The sequence below is a fragment of the Psychrobacter sp. T6-6 genome (assembly GCF_052258185.1).
Lineage (GTDB): Bacteria > Pseudomonadota > Gammaproteobacteria > Pseudomonadales > Moraxellaceae > Psychrobacter.
Genome location: NZ_JBQQEX010000005.1, coordinates 180,200 through 198,901 on the forward strand (window position 1 = coordinate 180,200; position 18,702 = coordinate 198,901).

An 18,702-nucleotide genomic window follows, 5' to 3' on the forward strand; every position below is an offset into this window, starting at 1 on the left:
CACCCCACCAGTTATCACTTAGTAGATTAGTAGCTTGGTAGATTAGTAGAGCTGCACTGATGACTATTTGAAAAACAAAGAACCTTTGTAGATTAAATACTACAAGGGTTCTTTGTTGTCTATATTTTGAGTGGTACTTTTTTAAAGCATCGAAGCTCGCTACTCTGTTTCATCAACTACCGATGCCATCAGCCACTCGATTCTATCAACTGCTGATCTATTCATAATTCTGGTTAAAGATAACAGACAATTCACTCGCGGCCTCTTGCATCAACGGCAAATAGCTGAGTAATTCATCCATACTTTTTCTGACGGTTGGACCATGAGTAAATAGCGTAGCAAATGCTTGCTGCTCACCATTGGGAATCATAACCGCACAGGCGACCATTCCTGGAATAAACTCTTCATTATCTATACCCACCTTGGTCTCACGTGTCTTTACAATTGTCTGCATGAGTTGCTTTTTATCCGTTTGGGTATGGGTTGTGAGCGCATGTATCGACATCTTTTCAATGATACGCTCACACTTGTCATCTGACAGCTGTGCCAGTAGTAACTTGCCACTGGCACTGGCCCACACGGGTACATGCGTACCGGAAGGTAGAAATATCTGTAGTGGCCAGTCTGACATGACGCGATCAACATACACCACATCTAAGTCTTGCAAAATCGCAATACCAACTGTCTCTCCTATCTTCGCTGATAGCTCATTTAGTATTGCCAACCGCTCATTCTTAAAATCACTGTTCTGCAACAAATTCATAGCAAGCTTGTACGTGCGCTTTCCGCAAGTGACTTTTCCTGGCAAGTCTAATTGAATAAACCCAAGACCCTGCAATTGATCCAGTAATCGATACATACTGGGTACCGGCACCTCCAAGGTTTCTGACAAATCACTGACACTCATTGGTCTTTGAGAGCTTGCCAGCACCTCTACAATCTGCAAAACACGTTCAACACTCGATCCTTTCTTCTTTTTAGTCTCACTCATTAATTACTCCAAACCTGTAGCTGACGCTCAGCAAATAAATTTATTCATTATAGCGATAAAATTTATGCTTTTGCGTCTTGTCATTATAAACATATTCTGTTAACTTTCACATAACGATAAAATATTTATCGTTATGTGAAAGTTAGTTGTTAGGTATACATTATTTTGTCAGCAGCTCATATGACCAATAAACAACTTAGCAAGCTGATAATGGAAGTCATTCATACAAGGATTAGTAATTATGTCGCACAGTATCCTTCTGCCAAGGACCATGGAGATTGGACGCGATGCTTGCCAAAAGCTACCGCAGATATTAAAGAGTTTGGGTATCAAAAAACCCCTGATTATCACTGACGATATGATGGTCAAACTTGGCTATGTCGATAATATCCAACACATTTTAGAAGAAGCGAAAATCAGTGCTGATGTGTTTTCGGACACCGTTCCAGAACCTACTGAGATGTCTATCAGCGCATGTGTCTCACAAGTCAAAGCGCAAGACTATGATGGTCTTATTGCACTAGGCGGCGGTAGCCCTATCGATAGCGCCAAAGCTATCTCAATACTGGGTAAGTTTGGCGGGGTCATGCGTGACTATAAGTTTCCTCGTCAAGTCGATGAAACTGGTTTACCTATCATCGCTATCCCAACAACTGCTGGTACAGGTTCAGAAGTCACTCGATTTACCATCATCACTGATGATGAGAACAACGAAAAACTGTTGTGCGTGGGTATGGGATTCATGCCTATAGCAGCGATTATCGACTATACCCTAACGCTTAGCGTACCGCCGCGCACTACTGCAGATACAGGCATTGACGCGATGACTCATGCCATCGAAGCGTATATCAGTCCCAAACGAAATGCCTATAGCGATCAGCAAGCATTGGCGGCGCTGCGTCTGATTGGACCCAATATCCAAACGGCTTATCATGACGGCAAAGATGACACGGCCCGCGAGACCATGATGCTCGGCTCTACCTTGGCTGGTATCGCTTTTTGCAACTCTTCAGTTGCGCTCGTACATGGTATGAGCCGTCCGATCGGTGCGTTTTTCCATGTGCCACATGGTCTATCGAACGCCATGCTACTGCCAACGATTACCGAATTTGGTATCTCAAGTGCGCCCGACCGCTATGCTGACTGCGCACGTGCATTAGGCGTCGCTGACTCTAGTGATACAGATGATGACGCCAACACCCGTTTAATCGACTTTCTCAAAAACTTAAACAAAGAATTGCATGTGCCCACATTGGCAGAGTTTGGTGTGCAGCGAGCCGACTTTGACAAGCTCGTCAATACCATGTGCGAGCAAGCATTTGCATCGGGCTCACCCAATAACAACCCACGCATACCCAATTTAGAAGAAATGATTCAGCTTTATACCATGCTGTGGGATGACAGCAGCACAGATCACGCCTAGCACTCTGTGATACCAACATTACACCCATTTACTATCGACCACCCAATAACACACCTGTTTAAAGGACATAAACTATGCAAACTATCGGACACTTCATCAACGGTAGCTTAGTCAACAATGACAGCCAAACTCAAGACGTCTACAACCCTTCAACGGGCGATGTCAGCAAAAAAGTTGCGTTAGGTGGTGCAAAAACCATCGGCGAAGCGGTCGCTGCCGCCAAGGCTGCCTTTCCAGCGTGGAGCAAAACGTCGCCACTAAAACGTGCGCGCGTGATGTTCAAGTTCAAAGCATTGCTCGAGCAAAATGCAGATGAGATTTGCCGCCTAATCGGTGAAGAGCATGGCAAAATCGTCCATGATGCAGCAGGCGAGCTACAACGCGGTATTGAGAACGTCGAATATGCGTGCGGCGCACCTGAATTACTAAAAGGAGAACACAGCCGTAATGTCAGTACCGATATAGACTCTTGGAGTGAATTTCACCCCTTAGGTGTTGTCGCTGGTATCACACCATTTAACTTCCCTGCGATGGTGCCCCTGTGGATGTTCCCGATGGCGATCGTTTGTGGTAATACCTTTATCCTAAAGCCCTCTGAGCGCGACCCAAGCGCAACGCTATTTATTGCGCAGCTACTACATGAAGCAGGGCTTCCAGAAGGCGTCATCAACGTCGTCAATGGTGGCAAAGAAGCGGTTGATGCTATTTTGCATCATCCAGATGTCAAAGCAGTCAGCTTTGTCGGCTCTACCCCTATCGCTGAATACATCTATACGACCGCAGCGGCACAAGGCAAACGCTGCCAAGCCTTAGGCGGTGCAAAAAACCATGCGATCGTGATGCCAGATGCGGACTTGGATAATGTCGTGACCTCATTACTTGGTGCTGCTTTTGGCTCATCAGGTGAGCGCTGTATGGCGTTGTCTGTCGCTGTGGCTGTCGGTGATGAAACCGCGGATAAGATGATTGCCGCTCTACAGCCAGCTATCGAAGCGCTAAAGTTTGGCGTCCATTCAGAGAAGAATAACGACTTTGGCCCTGTCATTACCAAGGCACATAAATCTAAAGTCGTAGAGCATATCAAGAGTGCTGCTGATCAAGGTGCCACCTTAGTTGCAGATGGCTCTGATGTTCAACCAGAAGGTTATGAAGCTGGGTTCTTCGTTGGTCCAACCCTGATTGATCATGTCACAAAAGACATGGACAGCTACAAGTCTGAAATTTTTGGTCCAGTATTGCAAGTCATGCGTGTACAGACTATGGCCGAGGCTATACAACTGATCAATGACCATGAATACGGTAATGGTACATGTATCTACACCCGCGATGGTGAAGCGGCACGTCACTTTATCGACAATATTGAAGTTGGCATGGTCGGTATCAATATCCCGCTACCTGTACCCGTGGCATCACAAAGCTTTGGTGGCTGGAAACGCTCATTATTTGGTGACTTGGCCATGTACGGACCAGACGGCGTGAGATTTTTTACTCGACGCAAAACCGTCACTCAGCGCTGGCCGAGCACGGCAGTGAGAGATGAAAAGCAATTCTCCATGCCCACTTAATCCTATTATCTCTCAAGAGCATCACCTCACCGTTGCTCTCAAAAACATTAAATAGTATGTCAAAAACTGGTGCTTGCGTCTTACCCACATTAACCGTGGATAGATAGCGAGCACTCTGACTGTGTCAGTTTGATGGTCTCTAGTATATCGGCTATCAAACCCCATGACGTTCTGACTTTTTGTAGTAACACCATAATATTCTAAGGATAGATAACTATGCGAGAAACTTTTGAATTACCCCTCGTAGGTGTCAAAATCATCGATTTTGGTCAATATATTGCAGATCCTGCTGTTGGCATGATGCTTGGCGATCTCGGCGCTACCGTAGTTCATATAGACCCGCCGTCAGGTCCAAAATGGCACAGCCCGGCTAATGCCGTATTAAACCGCAATAAATTAATGCTAAAAATCGACCTTAAGACTGCTGAGGGAGTAGCGCAGGCTGAAGCGTTGATCTTGGAAAGTGACATTGTGATTGAAGGCTTTCGTCCTGGAAAAATGGCAGAGATGGGACTCGATTTGGTAGCACTGCGCAAAAAACGTCCACAGCTGATTGCCTTATCGATTCCTGGATTTGCCTCAAACGACGAACATCGCCGTGAGCTTCGTGCTTATGAGAGTATCATTTCAGCAAGCTCAGGGGTATTTACTGACATGGGTCTCAATCGCGTACTCATGGGTATCAACCCGTCATTTTCTCCGCTACCGCTGCCTTCTGCTTATGGTGCCATGCTGGCAGGTTCTGCCGTTGTCTTTGCTCTACAAGCTCGTGAAAACACAGGTCTTGGCGACGCTATTGAGGTTCCGCTTGCAGCGGCTGTTATGGAAGGCCTTTGCTACAATTCGATAGAAATCGAGGACTTACCTGAGCGTTATTTGACTCAGCGTGAGGTTGAGATTCAGCGCCGCCGTGTCGAAGGTATTCCAATGAACATGGGCTATGAAGAGCTACAAGAATTGCTAGATCCTTTTTATCGCAGCTATATGTGCAAAGATGGGCGCATGTTTTACGTGGTATGCCCTAGCCACAAACATCATGCAAAGCGTTGCCTAGAAGTTTTAGGGTTATACGATGAGTTAGTTGAGGAAGGGTTAACTGAAGAGGAGGATACTTATGTCCCTTCTAGTCAATGGCATTCTGATACCTCGCTTGGTGTTTATCCAATGCCAAAATACTGGGCAGATCATATTGCTGAAAAAATGAAAGGCGCATTCTTGAAACGCACCTCAAAAGAGTGGCAAAAGATCTTTGGGAAACGCGGTATACCTGGCGCGCCCCAACGTTGGCTACAAGAGTGGATCCATGATGATCATGCCGAAACAACAGGACTGATGATCGAAGTCGAGGACCCCACTTATGGCAAGATGATTCAACCAGGTCCAATTGTGTGGCTTGAAGAGTGCGGCGAACAAATGCTGCAACCCAAACCACCGAAGCTTGTAGATTTTGATGAGGCCTTTAAAAAACTAAAGAGCATCAAAACCAAGCTGCCTTCAGTAAAGGAGACTGATGAGACCTATGGCTGGCTAGACGGTATCAAAGTGCTCGATCTGTGTAATGTAATTGCTGGACCGCATTCAGCAGCTTACTTGGCACGGTTTGGTGCAGAAGTCATCAAGCTCGATCCTGCGTCACCACTATACGACAGTTGGAACACCGTTATTTACGGTATGTCTCAAATGGTAGGCAAGCAGTCGATACTTGCTGATATTCGTTATGGACAAGGACGGGAAGTATTCGAACAACTGGTTCGTTCAGCCGATGTCATTGTTTGGAATGCAACAGACACACAAATCAAAAAAATGGGCTTGGATACTGAGGGTTTAAAAGCATTAAACCCTGAGGCGATCTTCTGCAAGCTAGATTGTTTCAGTGGCGTTCGCAAAGGTCCATGCAGTGACTTCATTGGTTATGACGATGTCGTGCAGGCGTCTACTGGCATTATGTTACGCTGCGGCGGCGCTATGGATACGCCTGAAGAACATGCGCATGTCGGTACTATCGATGTTATGTGCGGTTTTGGCGGTGCAATGAGCATTGGCGTAGCACTCTATCAAAAGTATCGTACAGGCCAAATTGGGCGTGGTCGTACCTCATTAGTCGCAAACAGCGCGTTGTTGCAAATCCCATACTGCTACGACTTTGAAAAACGGGGTTTGTTCGAAGAACCCTCAGGCCGAGAGACCAACGGTTACGATGAATTGACGCGTTTTTACTACACCTCTTCGGGGAACTATTTGCTACTGAACGCTTATGAAGGCGACGTCGAAAACTTTGAGAAAGTCGAAGGTTTAGAAGGTTTTAGTCAGCTCGACAAAGACGATCGCGCGGCCTTCTTATCTAACATTTTCCAAAAAGCACCTGCTCATGATTGGATAGAACGCTTACAAGCGGCTGATATTGCGGCGGTCATTTGTGCAGATATCAATGCGTTGCGTGCCGAATACAGTCACCCGGCAGACAACACGCCAGGCACTGATCGTGGTAGTTACTCTTTCTCAATTTATGAAGACCATCCAAGTGGTCATAGAGTCACGCAGCTTGACCCCTATGCCATTCGCCCATCTGACAGCAAGATATATGCGCTTTCTAGACCTGAAAAGTTCGGAAAATCAACCCGTCAAATCATGCTAGATCTTGGCTATAGTGAGGCAGACATTGAGACGGGTATCGCCAGTGGCAGTTTGAGTGACAGTTGGGGTGATGAGTTTTTACCAAGTTAAATCAAAATTTAGCTCAAAAAAAAGCACCAAGTGATCCAAAGGATTGTGGAACTTGGTGTTCACTTAAGCAAAGAGATATCATCTAAAGGATTAGTCATGAGATATAAAAACAAACCCCCTTTAACCAAACTGCCAATAAAAGTCGCAACCAAAGGCTTTTATGAAGGGTTTAACAAAGACGTTACCATCACCGCTAAAATATTACTTGGCCTACTCATTGTTTGGGCTGTCATATCTCCTGAAAACTCGATGACCGTATTGGGTTCGATCAATAGTTTTTTACTCAACCACTTCTCGACATGGTACATCTTAGCCGTCGCTTTTTTCTTGATTTTAGCGATGCTTTTGGCATTTATTCCGCGCTATGGCAAGCTGATTTTAGGAGATTCAGGTGACACGCCTGAGTTCTCTAATTTTTCATGGTTTTCTATGATCTTCGGCGCAGGTATTGGCGTGGGTATGTTGACCTTTGCGACCGCAGAGCCCATGTATCACTTTGCCAATAACCCCGAAGTCATCAAAGGCATAGCAACTGGTTATGATGCTGATAATGTGCGATACGCCTACAAGTGGGCTTTTCTACATTGGGGCTTTAGTGCTTGGATTTGCTATTCCTTAGTCGGTCTATCGATGGCGTATTTTTCTTTTCGGCGCAAATTACCGCTTACTATCCGTTCAGGACTTGCGCCGTTATTTGGCAAAAGACTCTCCGGCAGGCTTGGTGATGCAATCGATATTGTCGCCGTTATTGCGACTATTTTGGGCGTGGCTCAGACACTAGGATTTGGGGTTGAGCAGTTTGTGTCTAGTATGCACCGTGTCGGTATGGGCGATTGGTTAATCAACACTGATGGAAAGTCGTCAGCAGCAGCGATTATCGTTGCGCTGGTTGTTATCGTTGGTGTTGCCACGCTCTCAGCACTTTCTGGTCTCGGCAAAGGGGTTAAATGGCTATCCAACCTCAACATGGGTTTAAGCGTTATTCTCTTTGCATTTTTCTTAATCTTTGGTTCAACATTCTTCGGCTTACAGTCCTTTTTCGTCGGTTTGTTTGACTATGTTGTCGCGTTGCCTGAATTGCTCGTGACTGTTTGGCAGCCAGATGGTACCCCTGTTGGCGAAACGCTTGCTACTTGGCAAAAGGACTGGTCAGTGTTTTATTGGGCGTGGTGGATTGCTTTTGGTCCCTTTGTTGGTGTTTTCTTTGCCCGTATCTCACGGGGTCGCAGTATTCGCGCTTATCTACTTGGTACGGTCGTTCTCCCCGCGCTCATGTGTTTTATTTGGTTTTCGATTGTGGGCGGTACCGCGATTGATTTAACGCTAGGTGGTACGGATGCTATTTCAAGCGTAGGACAGGAATCTCAATTGCTAGCCATGCTCGATGTCATGCTCTCGCCAACTGCTGCTTGGGCGATGGCTTTGTTGGTTTTAGTGTTACTCCTAACCTATCTAGTGACCACATTAGATTCAGCTATTTTAGTCATCAATACGATCAACTCAGGCGGTAACGAAGGTCCAAAAGGTCGTCCACATATTATCTTTTGGGGCGTCATACTGGCATTGGTTGTTGGTGTGCTCCTGATCAGTGGCGGCTTAGGGGCGATCAAAACCGCAATGGTTATTGGTGCCCTGCCCTTTAGTTTCGTTATGGTGCTGATGGGCATAGCGCTTATAAAAGCCATTCTCTACGACACCAGTCACGATAACGTGAGCGACATAAAGTCAGTCGATGAATAATAATGCTAAAGCGCATCATGTGATACTGCAAATCGCCTCAATGTTTCTATCTTGAGGCAACTTGATTGATCGTTCAACAAATCAATAACGGTTGACGTACAAACCCATAACGGCGAAGGCCATAATATTTTTAGCATTAATGTATTATGGATTTCGTCAGGTTGGTTTGTCTTACGTCAACAAGGTAGCTCTTGATAAAATCATGCTGTCCTATATTTTTGCCACCTCACGCTCTTGTGATTTCAGCAATATTACTGTTTGGCAAGACTGATGGGTTTGGTGTTCTATTGAGATGGAATAGTTGATCGAGTATAGAGAATAATAGTGAGATAAGACCATACACTTCCTGAATAATCACTTTACAAAACCACGATTACTGATATTCATCTTTAGGAGAATGATATGAGCACTAATATAACAAGAAACAGTACATATATTGATGGGCATGAAATTTCATTTTTGGAGCAAGGTTCTGGTAGTCCAGTTATCTTGCTACATGGTATTCCAACCAACAGCCTTATGTGGCGCAATATCATTCCACAGCTTGCCAAAACACATCGTGTCATCGCCCCTGACCTTCTCAATTACGGGGAATCTGCGAAATCAAAACATGCAGACGTGTCTATCAATGCTCAAAGCAGCATGGTGGTAAAACTCATGGATGCGCTAGGTGCGCGTCAAGCGGATGTTATTGGGCATGATATTGGTGGAGGGGTTGCTCAACTGATAGCAGTCAATCATCCAGAAAAAGTTCGCAAGCTTGTATTGATCGATAGTATTTGTTTTGATTCATGGCCTATCCCAGATTTTGAGCCGCTACAAGAGTCTGGCGCTGAATCAGACATGAGTCTAGAGGACTTTGTTAGTATGATGCAGGGTTTTATGCCAAAAGGCGTAGAAGATAAAAGCGTCATGACTGATGAGCTAATTGAGACTTACGTTAAGCCTTGGTCAACTGAGGATGGTAAGCAAGCATTTTTCCGCAATCTGAGACGGTTAAACAAAGAATATACTCAGGCCATTACTGACGAGCTGCGCAATCTACCTCATCAGACCTTGATACTGTGGGGTGATCAAGACCCTTTTCAAAAACCAAAATATGCGCCAAAATTAGAAGAGGCCATTCCAAATGCTCAGCTCATCTGGATCAATGACGTTGGTCATTGGCTGATTGATGAAAAACCAACTGAGATTGGTGAACACGTTATTCAATTCCTTGGCTAACGTATGAGCGGTAAATAAATATACTACCCTACCCGACAGAGCGCTGTACCAAATAGTAATGACATTATACTATTTGATACAGCGCTCTGTTATATGGCTTACTGTTTCCGATATGGCTATTTTCGGCATTGCTTTTTATCGTTAGAAAACCGTTATCAATACGGTCTTTTACTGATATTACCTATTATCGATATTGTCTGTTTTATAGGCTACTCACCATAGTATCAGGCGATAAAATAGCGGCTAACGCCTCATCACTGAGTAGTTTTTCTTGTTTGACCAATTCCGCCACACCTGAACCACTCAGCAATGCATGTCCTGCAATACGACTGGCATTTTCATAGCCAATATGCGGCACTAGTGCAGTGACAATACCGATACTGTTTTCGACATGCTGTGCGCAGCGCGTTTCATTTGCCGTAATCCCTTGAATACAGCGCTCATCCAACATACGAATCGATTTTTCCAATATACGTGTGTTGTTGAGGAGGTTATAAACGATTAGCGGCTCCATTGCATTTAACTGCAACTGACCTGCTTCTGCGGCCATAGTGATCGTCATATCTGTCCCCATAACCTGAAATGCCGCTTGATTCATGGCCTCAGGGATCACAGGATTGACTTTACCTGGCATAATGGATGAGCCAGGCTGCATGGCTGGTAGATTAATCTCTCCAAGTCCTGTACGCGGTCCACTCGATAGCAATCGCAAATCATTGCTCAACTTAGACAACTTGATAGACAAGCGTTTGAGTGTGCCAGAAAACGCCACAAACGCACCCATATCCGCACTCGCTGCAATGAGGTCTTCAGCTGTCTTTACAGGTAGATCGCTGATCGCAGCTAACTCATCAATCGCTACCGCAGCATAACCCTTTGGTGCATTGATACCCGTTCCAATAGCGGTGCCTCCTAAATTCAGCTCACACAGCTGCAGGCAAGCCTGTTCGATTTGTGCGATTTCGCTACCGATATCACTAGCCAAGGCACGGAACTCTTGACCCAATGTCATCGGCACAGCATCTTGTAATTGCGTACGCCCCATCTTTAGAACACTACTGAACGCTTCTGCTTTATCCATTAAACTGCGCTTTAAATTAATGATCGTATCCTTTAGAGGCGCTGCTGCAAATACAATAGCCAAACGCGCGGCACTAGGATAGACGTCATTAGTAGACTGCGAGCGGTTGACATCATTATTGGGATGTAGGTACTCATATTGACCGTACTTCAGCCCCATTTTTGCAAGTCCAATGTTAGCAATCACTTCGTTGGCATTCATGTTTGTGGACGTGCCTGCCCCGCCTTGTATCAAATCAACAATGAACTGCTCATGGTACTTACCATCGATGATGTCTGTGCATGCATCGGTGATAGCGCTAAGCTTAGCATCGCTCAGCAAGTCATAATGGTGATTGGTTTTGGCAGCCGCTGACTTAACCATAGCCAGCGCTCGTATCAACTCAGGAAAATGACTGATTGGCACTCCTGTGATATTAAAATTCTGATACGCTCGCTGCGTTTGAATACCATACAAAGCAGTAGCAGGTATAGCTTGTTTGCCAAGTAAGTCTTTTTCAATACGGGTAGGTGTTTGGTCGTTGCTCAGACGTTCAGTATGGCTCATATATTCGTTCTTCTTAGAAATGATTCAAATAGAAAAGGTGGCAATGTAGAAAAGTCACAGTGCGGTTGTTGGCGGTTGTTATATGCTGATTATTTGACAGCTGACTGGTACCAGTTGCTAAGCATAAGGGGCTAGACAAGCATGAATATACTCAGCGCCATGCGCTATAGCCGTTAAATCTACAACCAATCAACAAGTACTCTCAATCAAATAAAGCAGAGCCATCGTAACGAAGAAGATGCCACAAGAAAAACGTAAACATTCTGCTCTCAGCCCCAAAATTTTTGGTGCTCGTTGATATAGGTAGCAAATAAGGTTGCCCTACAAAGAGAACCATCTGATTTACAACTGCTTTGAGAGATACTTTTTGGAGGAATAAAGCGTGGGAAATATAAGGCACATAACAAATAGAAAAAGAGTGTTTAGGCGCTTTTATTTATAGAAATAAGCGTTTTATGATTCGGGCATAGCAAATGGAATAATACTGTGGGGATAATAACTACAAAGACATTGATTGCAACGAGACTATTTATAGAAACTCCGGTTATCACGAGACTAGTTATATAAAAACTGGTTATCACAGACCCAATACTTGCTTTAAAGCAGCGATTTGTGGTTGCTGACGGTCTACATAACGATAGGCAAGCACCACCTCTCGAACCAGACTATTATCACCCAAATGATGAATCTGGACTGGTGCCGTACTCCTGATCCACAGCCCAGCATATGGAATCAGCGCCACACCCAAACCAGACTCAACCATTCTGACAATGGCATCGAGATCATTGATCTCCATAATGGTGTTTACCTTGATGTCTTGCTGCTTAAAAAACTTGCTCAATTTTGCCCCAGAAGAAGACTGCAAGCTGTAATGAATAAAAGGATGTTGCTCAAAGGTTTGTTTTAGGCTATGAAAAGGCCATTTCTTAGGCGTGATCAGTACATAAGGCTCAGTCATAATAGACTGAGTAACGATGTCTTTGGGCAAGGTAAAAGCCGGCTGTATCGTAATGGCAGCGTCGATACTCCCTACTGCCAGTTTTTCAAACAACTCTATAGAACGCCCTGGGATGATCTCTGTCTGCATTAGCGGCGCCAATATCGTAATGGCTTTTAGTGCCTCTGGCAAAATACCAACTTGAACTGAGTTGATCGCACCAATTCTAAGCTGACCATAATAGCTGGCAATATCTGTGTCTGAAGGCGACTGCATGGTTGCATAGAGCTGCAATATCTCTTTAGCGGTTGGTAGTACCCGTGCTCCTTGCGGATTAAGCGTGACAGCACGAGCAGAGCGAGTAAAGAGCGCCAAACCCAGCGTATCCTCCAGACTTTTTATCTGCGCACTCACAGCGGACTGGGTAAGATTGATGTGCCGAGCAGCCGCTGCAAAACTGTCCAATTCGCAAACTGCAACAAAGGTTTTAAGCTCTCTTATCATTGGTGTCACCGCATGTAGTGTTGATATTTGCTTCAGGCTTTTTTTAGGCTCTACAGCTATTATCACCTCTGTACAAAGGCAATAGCAATTGAAGTTAGCGTATAAATGAATACTTCGTTAAGTAGTATAAGCTAACGCTTCATTAACATCTAACAAATTGACAGCAAGGGTTGGCTTATACTACCATTGAAAACTCACTTTATTAATCTTACCTATCACATGTAAGATCATTTCGGAGTAACCTCATGCAGTGGACTAAACCAGCTTTTCAAGACATCCGTATCGGTTTCGAAATCACTATGTATTTTGAAGCACGCTAAAAACTCATAAACCTGAATACATTAAAAGCCCTAGATGATTAGGGCTTTTACTTTTTTAGCAATTTGGAAATATTGATCTATGTATATTCACGTTTTAGGCTCAGCAGCGGGCGGCGGCTTTCCGCAGTGGAACTGTAATTGCGAAAACTGCCACGGTGTGCGTCAAGATACCATCGACGCAAAGACCCGTACCCAATCCTCAATCGCCATATCAGAAAATGGCACCGATTGGATTTTATTTAACGCATCCCCTGATATTCGCCAGCAGCTATTTGACTTTAAAGCCGCTCAGCCAGCCCGTCATTTAAGAGACACAGGCATCACTGATGTGGTACTGATGGACAGCCAGCTTGACCATACCACAGGTCTGTTGACCTTACGTGAAGGCTGTCCCATCTCTGTATGGTGTACGGATATGGTGCATGAAGATCTCAGCACAGGATTTCCACTGTTTAACATGTTAAAGCACTGGAACGGCGGTCTCCAATACAATCAAATCGACCCAAAACAAAGCTTTCAAATTGACGGTTATAGCAATCTAGAGCTAACACCTTTGGTCATCAGAAGTTCAGCGCCACCTTACTCACCGCATCGTAACGACCCTCATGATGGCGACAACATTGCACTGATTGTGAAAGATTTAAAAACACAAAAGCAGCTGTTCTATGCGCCAGGCCTAGGCAAAATTGATGATGAAGTGATGCAAATCATGAAAGCGTCTGATTGCGTGATGATTGACGGCACGCTATGGACAGACAACGAGATGCAAGAACGCGGCGTTGGCACTAAAACGGGCCAAGACATGGGGCATTTGCACATCAGTGGTAATGATGGCTCGCTACATTATTTAGATCAGCTAGATAATGCTCGTAAGGTGCTCATTCATATCAACAACACCAACCCGATATTAAATGAACAATCTGAACAAGCGGCGACATTAAAACAGCACGGTGTTGAAGTGGCCTTTGATGGTATGCAGATAGAGCTTTAAGATAAACGGTAAGATAAAGACAGCAATCGCAAGGTAAAAATAATGCAAGAACAAACCGCAGCACTTAGCCCAGAAGCGTTTGAACAAGCGATTATGGCAAAAGGTCAGTATTATCATATTCGCCATCCTTTTCATATCATGATGCATGAAGGGCGCGCGACGCAGCAACAAATCCAAGCGTGGGTCGCCAATCGGTTTTATTACCAAATCAATATCCCGCTAAAAGACGCGGCGATTATGGCGAACTGCCCTGATCAGCGCGTGCGTCAAGAGTGGATCCAGCGCATGATTGATCAAGATGGCGTTTATCCTGATGGCGGCGGGCGCGAAGCGTGGCTTGGTCTAGCGGAAGCGGTTGGACTGACGCGTGAGCAGGTGATTTCGGAAGAATTGGTTTTGCCCGGTGTGCGTTTTGCTGTTGATGCTTATGTGAACTTTGCACGCCGTACGTCATGGCGTGAGGCGGCGAGTAGCTCACTGACCGAGCTGTTTGCGCCGCAGATTCACCAATCGCGTCTAGAGTCTTGGCCCAAGCACTATCCTTGGATCAAAGAAGAAGGCTATACCTATTTTCGCTCGCGCCTCAGCCAAGCTCGCCGCGATGTTGAGCATGGTCTGACCATTACCCTTGATTCATTCAAGACGGCTGAGCAGCAAGAACGCATGCTTGAAATATTACAATTTAAACTCGATATTTTGTGGACGATCTTGGATGCCTTGAGCCTCGCCTATGTGCATGACCAAGCGCCTTATCAAAGCGTCACTACTGAGAATGTCTGGCATAAAGGATTGTTCAAATGAGTATACCTGCTAGTTTACCTGAGCTGGATCAATCTCTGGTTCCCACATGGCGTCATGGCTATCGCTTCCAGTTTGAGCCAGCGCAAGACGCTTATGTCCTGCTCTACCCTGAGGGAATGATAAAACTTAATGATAGCGCCAGTATCATTGGACAACATATTGATGGCACGGCATCGGTTGCTGATATTATCAAAAAGGTGAAAGCGATGTTTGGCGATGTCCCTGAAATCGAGCAAGATATCATTGAATATATGTTGGTTGCCCAGCGCGAACATTGGATTGATTTAGTATGACTGCATCCGTCGGACTGCCGCTATGGTTACTCGCTGAGCTGACCTATCGCTGCCCCTTACAATGCCCGTATTGCTCCAACCCTATTGATTATGCTCAGTATAAAGACGAGCTGACAACAAAAGAGTGGTTTGATGTGTTTGATCAGGCGCGGCAAATGGGCGCGGTACAGCTGGGGTTTTCTGGCGGTGAGCCACTGGTACGTCAAGACTTAGAAGAAATGGTCGCTTATGCGCATCAGAAAGGTTTTTATACCAATCTTATCACTTCAGGTATGGGACTGACTGAAGCACGCATCGCCAGTCTAAAAGAAGCAGGCTTACAGCATATTCAGATCAGCTTCCAAGCCAGTGATCCGACAGTAAATAACCTCTTAGCAGGTTCAAAACATGCCTTTGAGCAAAAGTATGAGATGTCACGTCTGGTTAAACAGTACGACTATCCGATGGTGCTTAACTTTGTCATTCATCGACAAAACATCGATCAGATTGACCAGATTATTGATCTCTGTTTAGAGCTAGAGGCCGATACGGTTGAATTGGCTATTTGTCAGTTTTATGGTTGGGCATTTGAAAACATCGAAGGTTTACTACCGACCAAAGCGCAAGTGGTTCACGCCGAACGCATTACCAACGAATATCGCCAAAAAATCGAAGCACGTGGTATCAAATGCAAACTGATCTTTGTGGTGCCTGATTATTACGAAGAGCGACCAAAACCTTGTATGGATGGCTGGGGCAAGATTTTCTTAACAGTAGCACCAGACGGCACTGCCCTACCGTGTCATGCTGCCAGACAGTTGCCCATGTCCTTTCCCAATATCAGGCAGACACCATTAAAAGATATCTGGTATGACTCAGACAGCTTCAATCAGTATCGCGGTGATGACTGGATGCCTGAGATGTGCCAAAGCTGCCCCGATAAAGAGCGCGATTATGGCGGCTGCCGTTGCCAAGCGTTTATGCTGACAGGCGATGCCAAAAACGCCGATCCTGTGTGCGGCAAATCGCCATATCACTACCTGATAGAGGAAGCACGTATCAATAGCGAGACGCCCGTGCCTTTTGAGGAATTACGGTTTCGCAATCCTAAAAACTCTAAACGATTAAGTAGCAAACAGTTGAGTAGTCACCGAACCAACGAAATACAAGCCAATAAAGCACAAACGAGTCAAGAGCAACTGATTCCCACGCGCACGGTCACGGATTAATGATGAATAACCAGCCCATAATTTTTGACGGTCATAATGATCTATTAACTCGTCTATGGCTAAGCTCGGCTGACGATCCCGTACATGATTTTATTTATGGTACGCTACCGGGGCATTTGGATCTAGCGCGCTGCCGACAAGCAGGATGGATGGGCGGCTTGTTTTCTATTTTTTTACCGCCCTACGCTTATGTGAAAAACAACCACCCTGATAAGTTAGCCAACCCGTCAAACTCAGACTTCACTCCGCAAGAAATCGTTGATATTTGCTGCGCGCAATTAGAATTTGCTCAGCAATTACAAGATCGATCTGATGGTCAGATTCAGATCTGTACGTCTCTAAATCAAATTCGAGCCTGTCAGCAGAACCAGCAACTGGCTATCGTTTTGCATCTTGAAGGCGCTGAGTTTTTAGCTATCCAACCTGATCTGCTAGATGTATTCTATGAGGCAGGCCTTAGAAGTATTGGCCCGCTGTGGAATAGAAAAAGTCTGTTTGGTGATGGTTTAAATGCGTCTTTTCCGCACTCTCCAAATACAGGCTCTGGTCTAACTCGCGAAGGCAAAGATCTTGTTTTGGCGTGCCGTGATCAGCATATGCTGATTGATGTGTCCCATATGAATGAACGCGCGTTTTGGGATACGCTAGAGATTGCGGATCAGCTCATTGTTGCAACCCACTCCAATGCGCACGCCTTATGTCCGCAAGCAAGAAACCTGACTGATCAACAACTGGCTGCCATCAAGCAAAATGGCGGTCTAGTTGGGGTGAACTTCGATGTGGCATTCTTGCGTGCGGATGGGCAGCGAGATACGCAGACCTCCCTTGATGTCATTGTCGATCATCTTGCTTACTTGATTGACCATTTGGGCGAAGATCATGTTGGCTTTGGCTCTGATTTTGATGGTTGTCTATTGCCGGATGAATTGTCTGATATCAGTCAAATCGCCAAACTGATTGAGCGGATGCAGCAGCGGCACTTCTCTGATGCGCTTATTGAAAAAATCACGTCAAAGAACTGGTTTGCTGTGTTAGATAAGATATGGAAGGAGTAAGCTAGATGAGTTTTACGAAAAAAGGTAGCAGTAGGACTAGATAGCAAATATTTTTCAGTAAATAGTAATATAGTTAAGAGCGATGTAAAAACACTCAATATTGTTATCTAAAACGTTTTTAAGACAGCCATAAAGGGAGTCTATCTATAAGCATCAATTCCCTAGAAGCCTATAATTGACTACTTGTAAAAACTAGTACATATCTAAGATGAAATAATGGCTATCAGAACAAAGTAGGCGGCACTTGATGGTTAGTATCTACACGAATGAAAAAGACTGAGTCCTACAAATTGTAGAACTCAGTCTTTGAAGTAAAATAGCACACTCCAATTAAGCTTAACCGTCATTATGTATTTTACATAATTAATTGCTAAGCTCTATGCTAGCTCTAATCAATGGAAATAACTATTAATTAATAAGGAAAGAAACCCCTAAATTACCACCTTGTTCATCGCTGTTGCCACCGAAAGCACTATTGAACCCAAATTTACCATCTACTGTTGTGTAGTTAACGCCTAGCGCGTAACCAGTTTCACCCGACCAGGTGCCACCTGCTAAACCAACACTGAACTTACCTGGTACAGTTGAATATTTAAGACCAGCAAATGCTAATGATGAGGCTAACCCTTTGTTTTGACGATCTTCTAATGAGTTAATCTCACGATCTGTATAGCCAAATGCTGCAGCTTGACTTTGGAATAATTGACCACCGTTCACAGCGTCGGTTGATGACGCAGAGACTTCGCCCGCTGCTACATTCCTTACAACATTATTGCCCATACTAACTGTAGCACCTCTACTAGCAATAAGTGACTCTGACACTTCTAGCGTTTGTGTACTAATGTCATCAGGTCTAAAAGTATTTGTTAGAACCAATTCATTAGCAGTCACACTACCTGCTACTGATAAATTACCTGTAGTACTGATGTCACCAGTATTAACAATACCATTAGTGGTCGTGGTACCTGTTGCTGTCAAGTTGGTAGCAGTCAAACTGTCCGTATTGATAGCGCCTGTGTTAGCAATGCCATTCGTCGTTGTTTGACCGGCAACACTTAATGTATTCCCTAGTATAGCTGCACCAGTATTCGTTAGTGTGCCTGTGTTGGTAATGTCACCATCGTTCGCCAAAAGACCTGTATTATCAAGACCATTTGTAGTGATGGTACCTGTTGCTGTCAGGTTGGCCGTAGTCAAACTGTCCGTACTGATAGCGCCTGTGTTGTCTAAACCATTAGTACTAGATTGACCAGCTACGCTCAATGTATCTTCTAAGGTTGTTGCGCCTGTGTTGGTCAG

Annotated in this window: 15 protein-coding genes; 11 read left to right on the forward strand and 4 right to left on the reverse strand. The window is 44.8% G+C overall.

Annotation, left to right across the window (positions count from 1 at the left end; genetic code table 11):
• Nucleotides 1–217 precede the first annotated feature (217 nt).
• The gene (locus tag ACTXGL_RS09965; protein ID WP_443526619.1) at nucleotides 218–991 is read right to left on the reverse strand and encodes an IclR family transcriptional regulator; all 774 of its coding nucleotides are present in this window, start codon (nucleotides 989–991) and stop codon (nucleotides 218–220) included.
• A gap of 241 nt (nucleotides 992–1,232) precedes the next feature.
• Here ACTXGL_RS09965 and ACTXGL_RS09970 point away from each other — a divergent pair, with 241 nt between their 5' ends.
• From ACTXGL_RS09970 to ACTXGL_RS09990, 5 genes are all read left to right on the forward strand, one after another.
• Nucleotides 1,233–2,414 carry an iron-containing alcohol dehydrogenase gene (locus ACTXGL_RS09970; RefSeq protein ID WP_443526621.1) on the forward strand — a complete coding sequence of 394 codons (1,182 nt, stop codon included), beginning with the start codon at nucleotides 1,233–1,235 and terminating at the stop codon, nucleotides 2,412–2,414.
• Between the two features lie 74 nt (nucleotides 2,415–2,488).
• The gene (locus ACTXGL_RS09975; RefSeq protein WP_443526622.1) at nucleotides 2,489–3,979 is read left to right on the forward strand and encodes a CoA-acylating methylmalonate-semialdehyde dehydrogenase; all 1,491 of its coding nucleotides are present in this window, start codon (nucleotides 2,489–2,491) and stop codon (nucleotides 3,977–3,979) included.
• 216 nt (nucleotides 3,980–4,195) lie between these two features.
• The gene (locus ACTXGL_RS09980; protein ID WP_443526624.1) at nucleotides 4,196–6,703 is read left to right on the forward strand and encodes a CoA transferase; all 2,508 of its coding nucleotides are present in this window, start codon (nucleotides 4,196–4,198) and stop codon (nucleotides 6,701–6,703) included.
• Between the two features lie 96 nt (nucleotides 6,704–6,799).
• Nucleotides 6,800–8,443 carry a BCCT family transporter gene (locus ACTXGL_RS09985; RefSeq protein ID WP_443526625.1) on the forward strand — a complete coding sequence of 548 codons (1,644 nt, stop codon included), beginning with the start codon at nucleotides 6,800–6,802 and terminating at the stop codon, nucleotides 8,441–8,443.
• Nucleotides 8,444–8,845: 402 nt separating this feature from the next.
• Nucleotides 8,846–9,667 (forward strand): alpha/beta fold hydrolase, encoded by an 822-nt coding sequence (locus ACTXGL_RS09990; RefSeq protein ID WP_443526627.1) that lies wholly within the window; start codon nucleotides 8,846–8,848, stop codon nucleotides 9,665–9,667.
• Nucleotides 9,668–9,869: 202 nt separating this feature from the next.
• Here ACTXGL_RS09990 and ACTXGL_RS09995 read toward each other — a convergent pair whose 3' ends face one another.
• Entirely contained in the window at nucleotides 9,870–11,294 is a 1,425-nt protein-coding gene (locus ACTXGL_RS09995; protein ID WP_443526628.1) for an aspartate ammonia-lyase, read from the reverse strand.
• 577 nt (nucleotides 11,295–11,871) lie between these two features.
• Nucleotides 11,872–12,735 (reverse strand): LysR substrate-binding domain-containing protein, encoded by an 864-nt coding sequence (locus ACTXGL_RS10000; protein ID WP_443526629.1) that lies wholly within the window; start codon nucleotides 12,733–12,735, stop codon nucleotides 11,872–11,874.
• A gap of 245 nt (nucleotides 12,736–12,980) precedes the next feature.
• Here ACTXGL_RS10000 and pqqA point away from each other — a divergent pair, with 245 nt between their 5' ends.
• From pqqA to ACTXGL_RS10030, 6 genes are all read left to right on the forward strand, one after another.
• Nucleotides 12,981–13,055: a pyrroloquinoline quinone precursor peptide PqqA gene (gene pqqA / locus ACTXGL_RS10005; protein WP_075107140.1), complete on the forward strand. Its 75-nt coding sequence runs from the start codon at nucleotides 12,981–12,983 to the stop codon at nucleotides 13,053–13,055.
• A 79-nt stretch (nucleotides 13,056–13,134) separates the two neighbouring features.
• Nucleotides 13,135–14,046, forward strand: coding sequence for a pyrroloquinoline quinone biosynthesis protein PqqB (pqqB, locus tag ACTXGL_RS10010; protein WP_443526630.1), 912 nt, complete (start codon nucleotides 13,135–13,137; stop codon nucleotides 14,044–14,046).
• Nucleotides 14,047–14,088: 42 nt separating this feature from the next.
• A complete protein-coding gene (gene pqqC, locus ACTXGL_RS10015; RefSeq protein WP_443526631.1) occupies nucleotides 14,089–14,847 on the forward strand; it encodes a pyrroloquinoline-quinone synthase PqqC in 759 nt (252 codons plus the stop codon).
• A complete protein-coding gene (pqqD, locus tag ACTXGL_RS10020; RefSeq protein ID WP_443526632.1) occupies nucleotides 14,844–15,140 on the forward strand; it encodes a pyrroloquinoline quinone biosynthesis peptide chaperone PqqD in 297 nt (98 codons plus the stop codon). The genes pqqC and pqqD overlap by 4 nt, the downstream gene beginning before the upstream one ends.
• Nucleotides 15,137–16,348, forward strand: coding sequence for a pyrroloquinoline quinone biosynthesis protein PqqE (gene pqqE, locus ACTXGL_RS10025; RefSeq protein ID WP_443526634.1), 1,212 nt, complete (start codon nucleotides 15,137–15,139; stop codon nucleotides 16,346–16,348). The genes pqqD and pqqE overlap by 4 nt, the downstream gene beginning before the upstream one ends.
• A gap of 2 nt (nucleotides 16,349–16,350) precedes the next feature.
• Nucleotides 16,351–17,403, forward strand: coding sequence for a dipeptidase (locus ACTXGL_RS10030; protein ID WP_443526635.1), 1,053 nt, complete (start codon nucleotides 16,351–16,353; stop codon nucleotides 17,401–17,403).
• Between the two features lie 408 nt (nucleotides 17,404–17,811).
• Here ACTXGL_RS10030 and ACTXGL_RS10035 read toward each other — a convergent pair.
• The coding region (locus ACTXGL_RS10035) for a YadA-like family protein (protein ID WP_443526636.1) at nucleotides 17,812–18,702 on the reverse strand (891 nt) is incomplete at its 5' end.

Bases quoted from the DNA above. Each gene is read 5' to 3' on its own strand.
- pqqD (WP_443526632.1), top strand. From the start codon at position 14,844: ATGAGTATACCTGCTAGTTTACCTGAGCTGGATCAATCTCTGGTTCCC.
- ACTXGL_RS09985 (WP_443526625.1), top strand. From the start codon at position 6,800: ATGAGATATAAAAACAAACCCCCTTTAACCAAACTGCCAATAAAAGTC.
- ACTXGL_RS10030 (WP_443526635.1), top strand. From the start codon at position 16,351: ATGAATAACCAGCCCATAATTTTTGACGGTCATAATGATCTATTAACT.
- ACTXGL_RS09965 (WP_443526619.1), bottom strand. From the start codon at position 991: ATGAGTGAGACTAAAAAGAAGAAAGGATCGAGTGTTGAACGTGTTTTG.
- pqqC (WP_443526631.1), top strand. From the start codon at position 14,089: ATGCAAGAACAAACCGCAGCACTTAGCCCAGAAGCGTTTGAACAAGCG.
- pqqE (WP_443526634.1), top strand. From the start codon at position 15,137: ATGACTGCATCCGTCGGACTGCCGCTATGGTTACTCGCTGAGCTGACC.
- ACTXGL_RS09990 (WP_443526627.1), top strand. From the start codon at position 8,846: ATGAGCACTAATATAACAAGAAACAGTACATATATTGATGGGCATGAA.
- pqqB (WP_443526630.1), top strand. From the start codon at position 13,135: ATGTATATTCACGTTTTAGGCTCAGCAGCGGGCGGCGGCTTTCCGCAG.
- ACTXGL_RS09995 (WP_443526628.1), bottom strand. From the start codon at position 11,294: ATGAGCCATACTGAACGTCTGAGCAACGACCAAACACCTACCCGTATT.
- ACTXGL_RS09980 (WP_443526624.1), top strand. From the start codon at position 4,196: ATGCGAGAAACTTTTGAATTACCCCTCGTAGGTGTCAAAATCATCGAT.
- ACTXGL_RS09975 (WP_443526622.1), top strand. From the start codon at position 2,489: ATGCAAACTATCGGACACTTCATCAACGGTAGCTTAGTCAACAATGAC.
- ACTXGL_RS09970 (WP_443526621.1), top strand. From the start codon at position 1,233: ATGTCGCACAGTATCCTTCTGCCAAGGACCATGGAGATTGGACGCGAT.
- ACTXGL_RS10000 (WP_443526629.1), bottom strand. From the start codon at position 12,735: ATGATAAGAGAGCTTAAAACCTTTGTTGCAGTTTGCGAATTGGACAGT.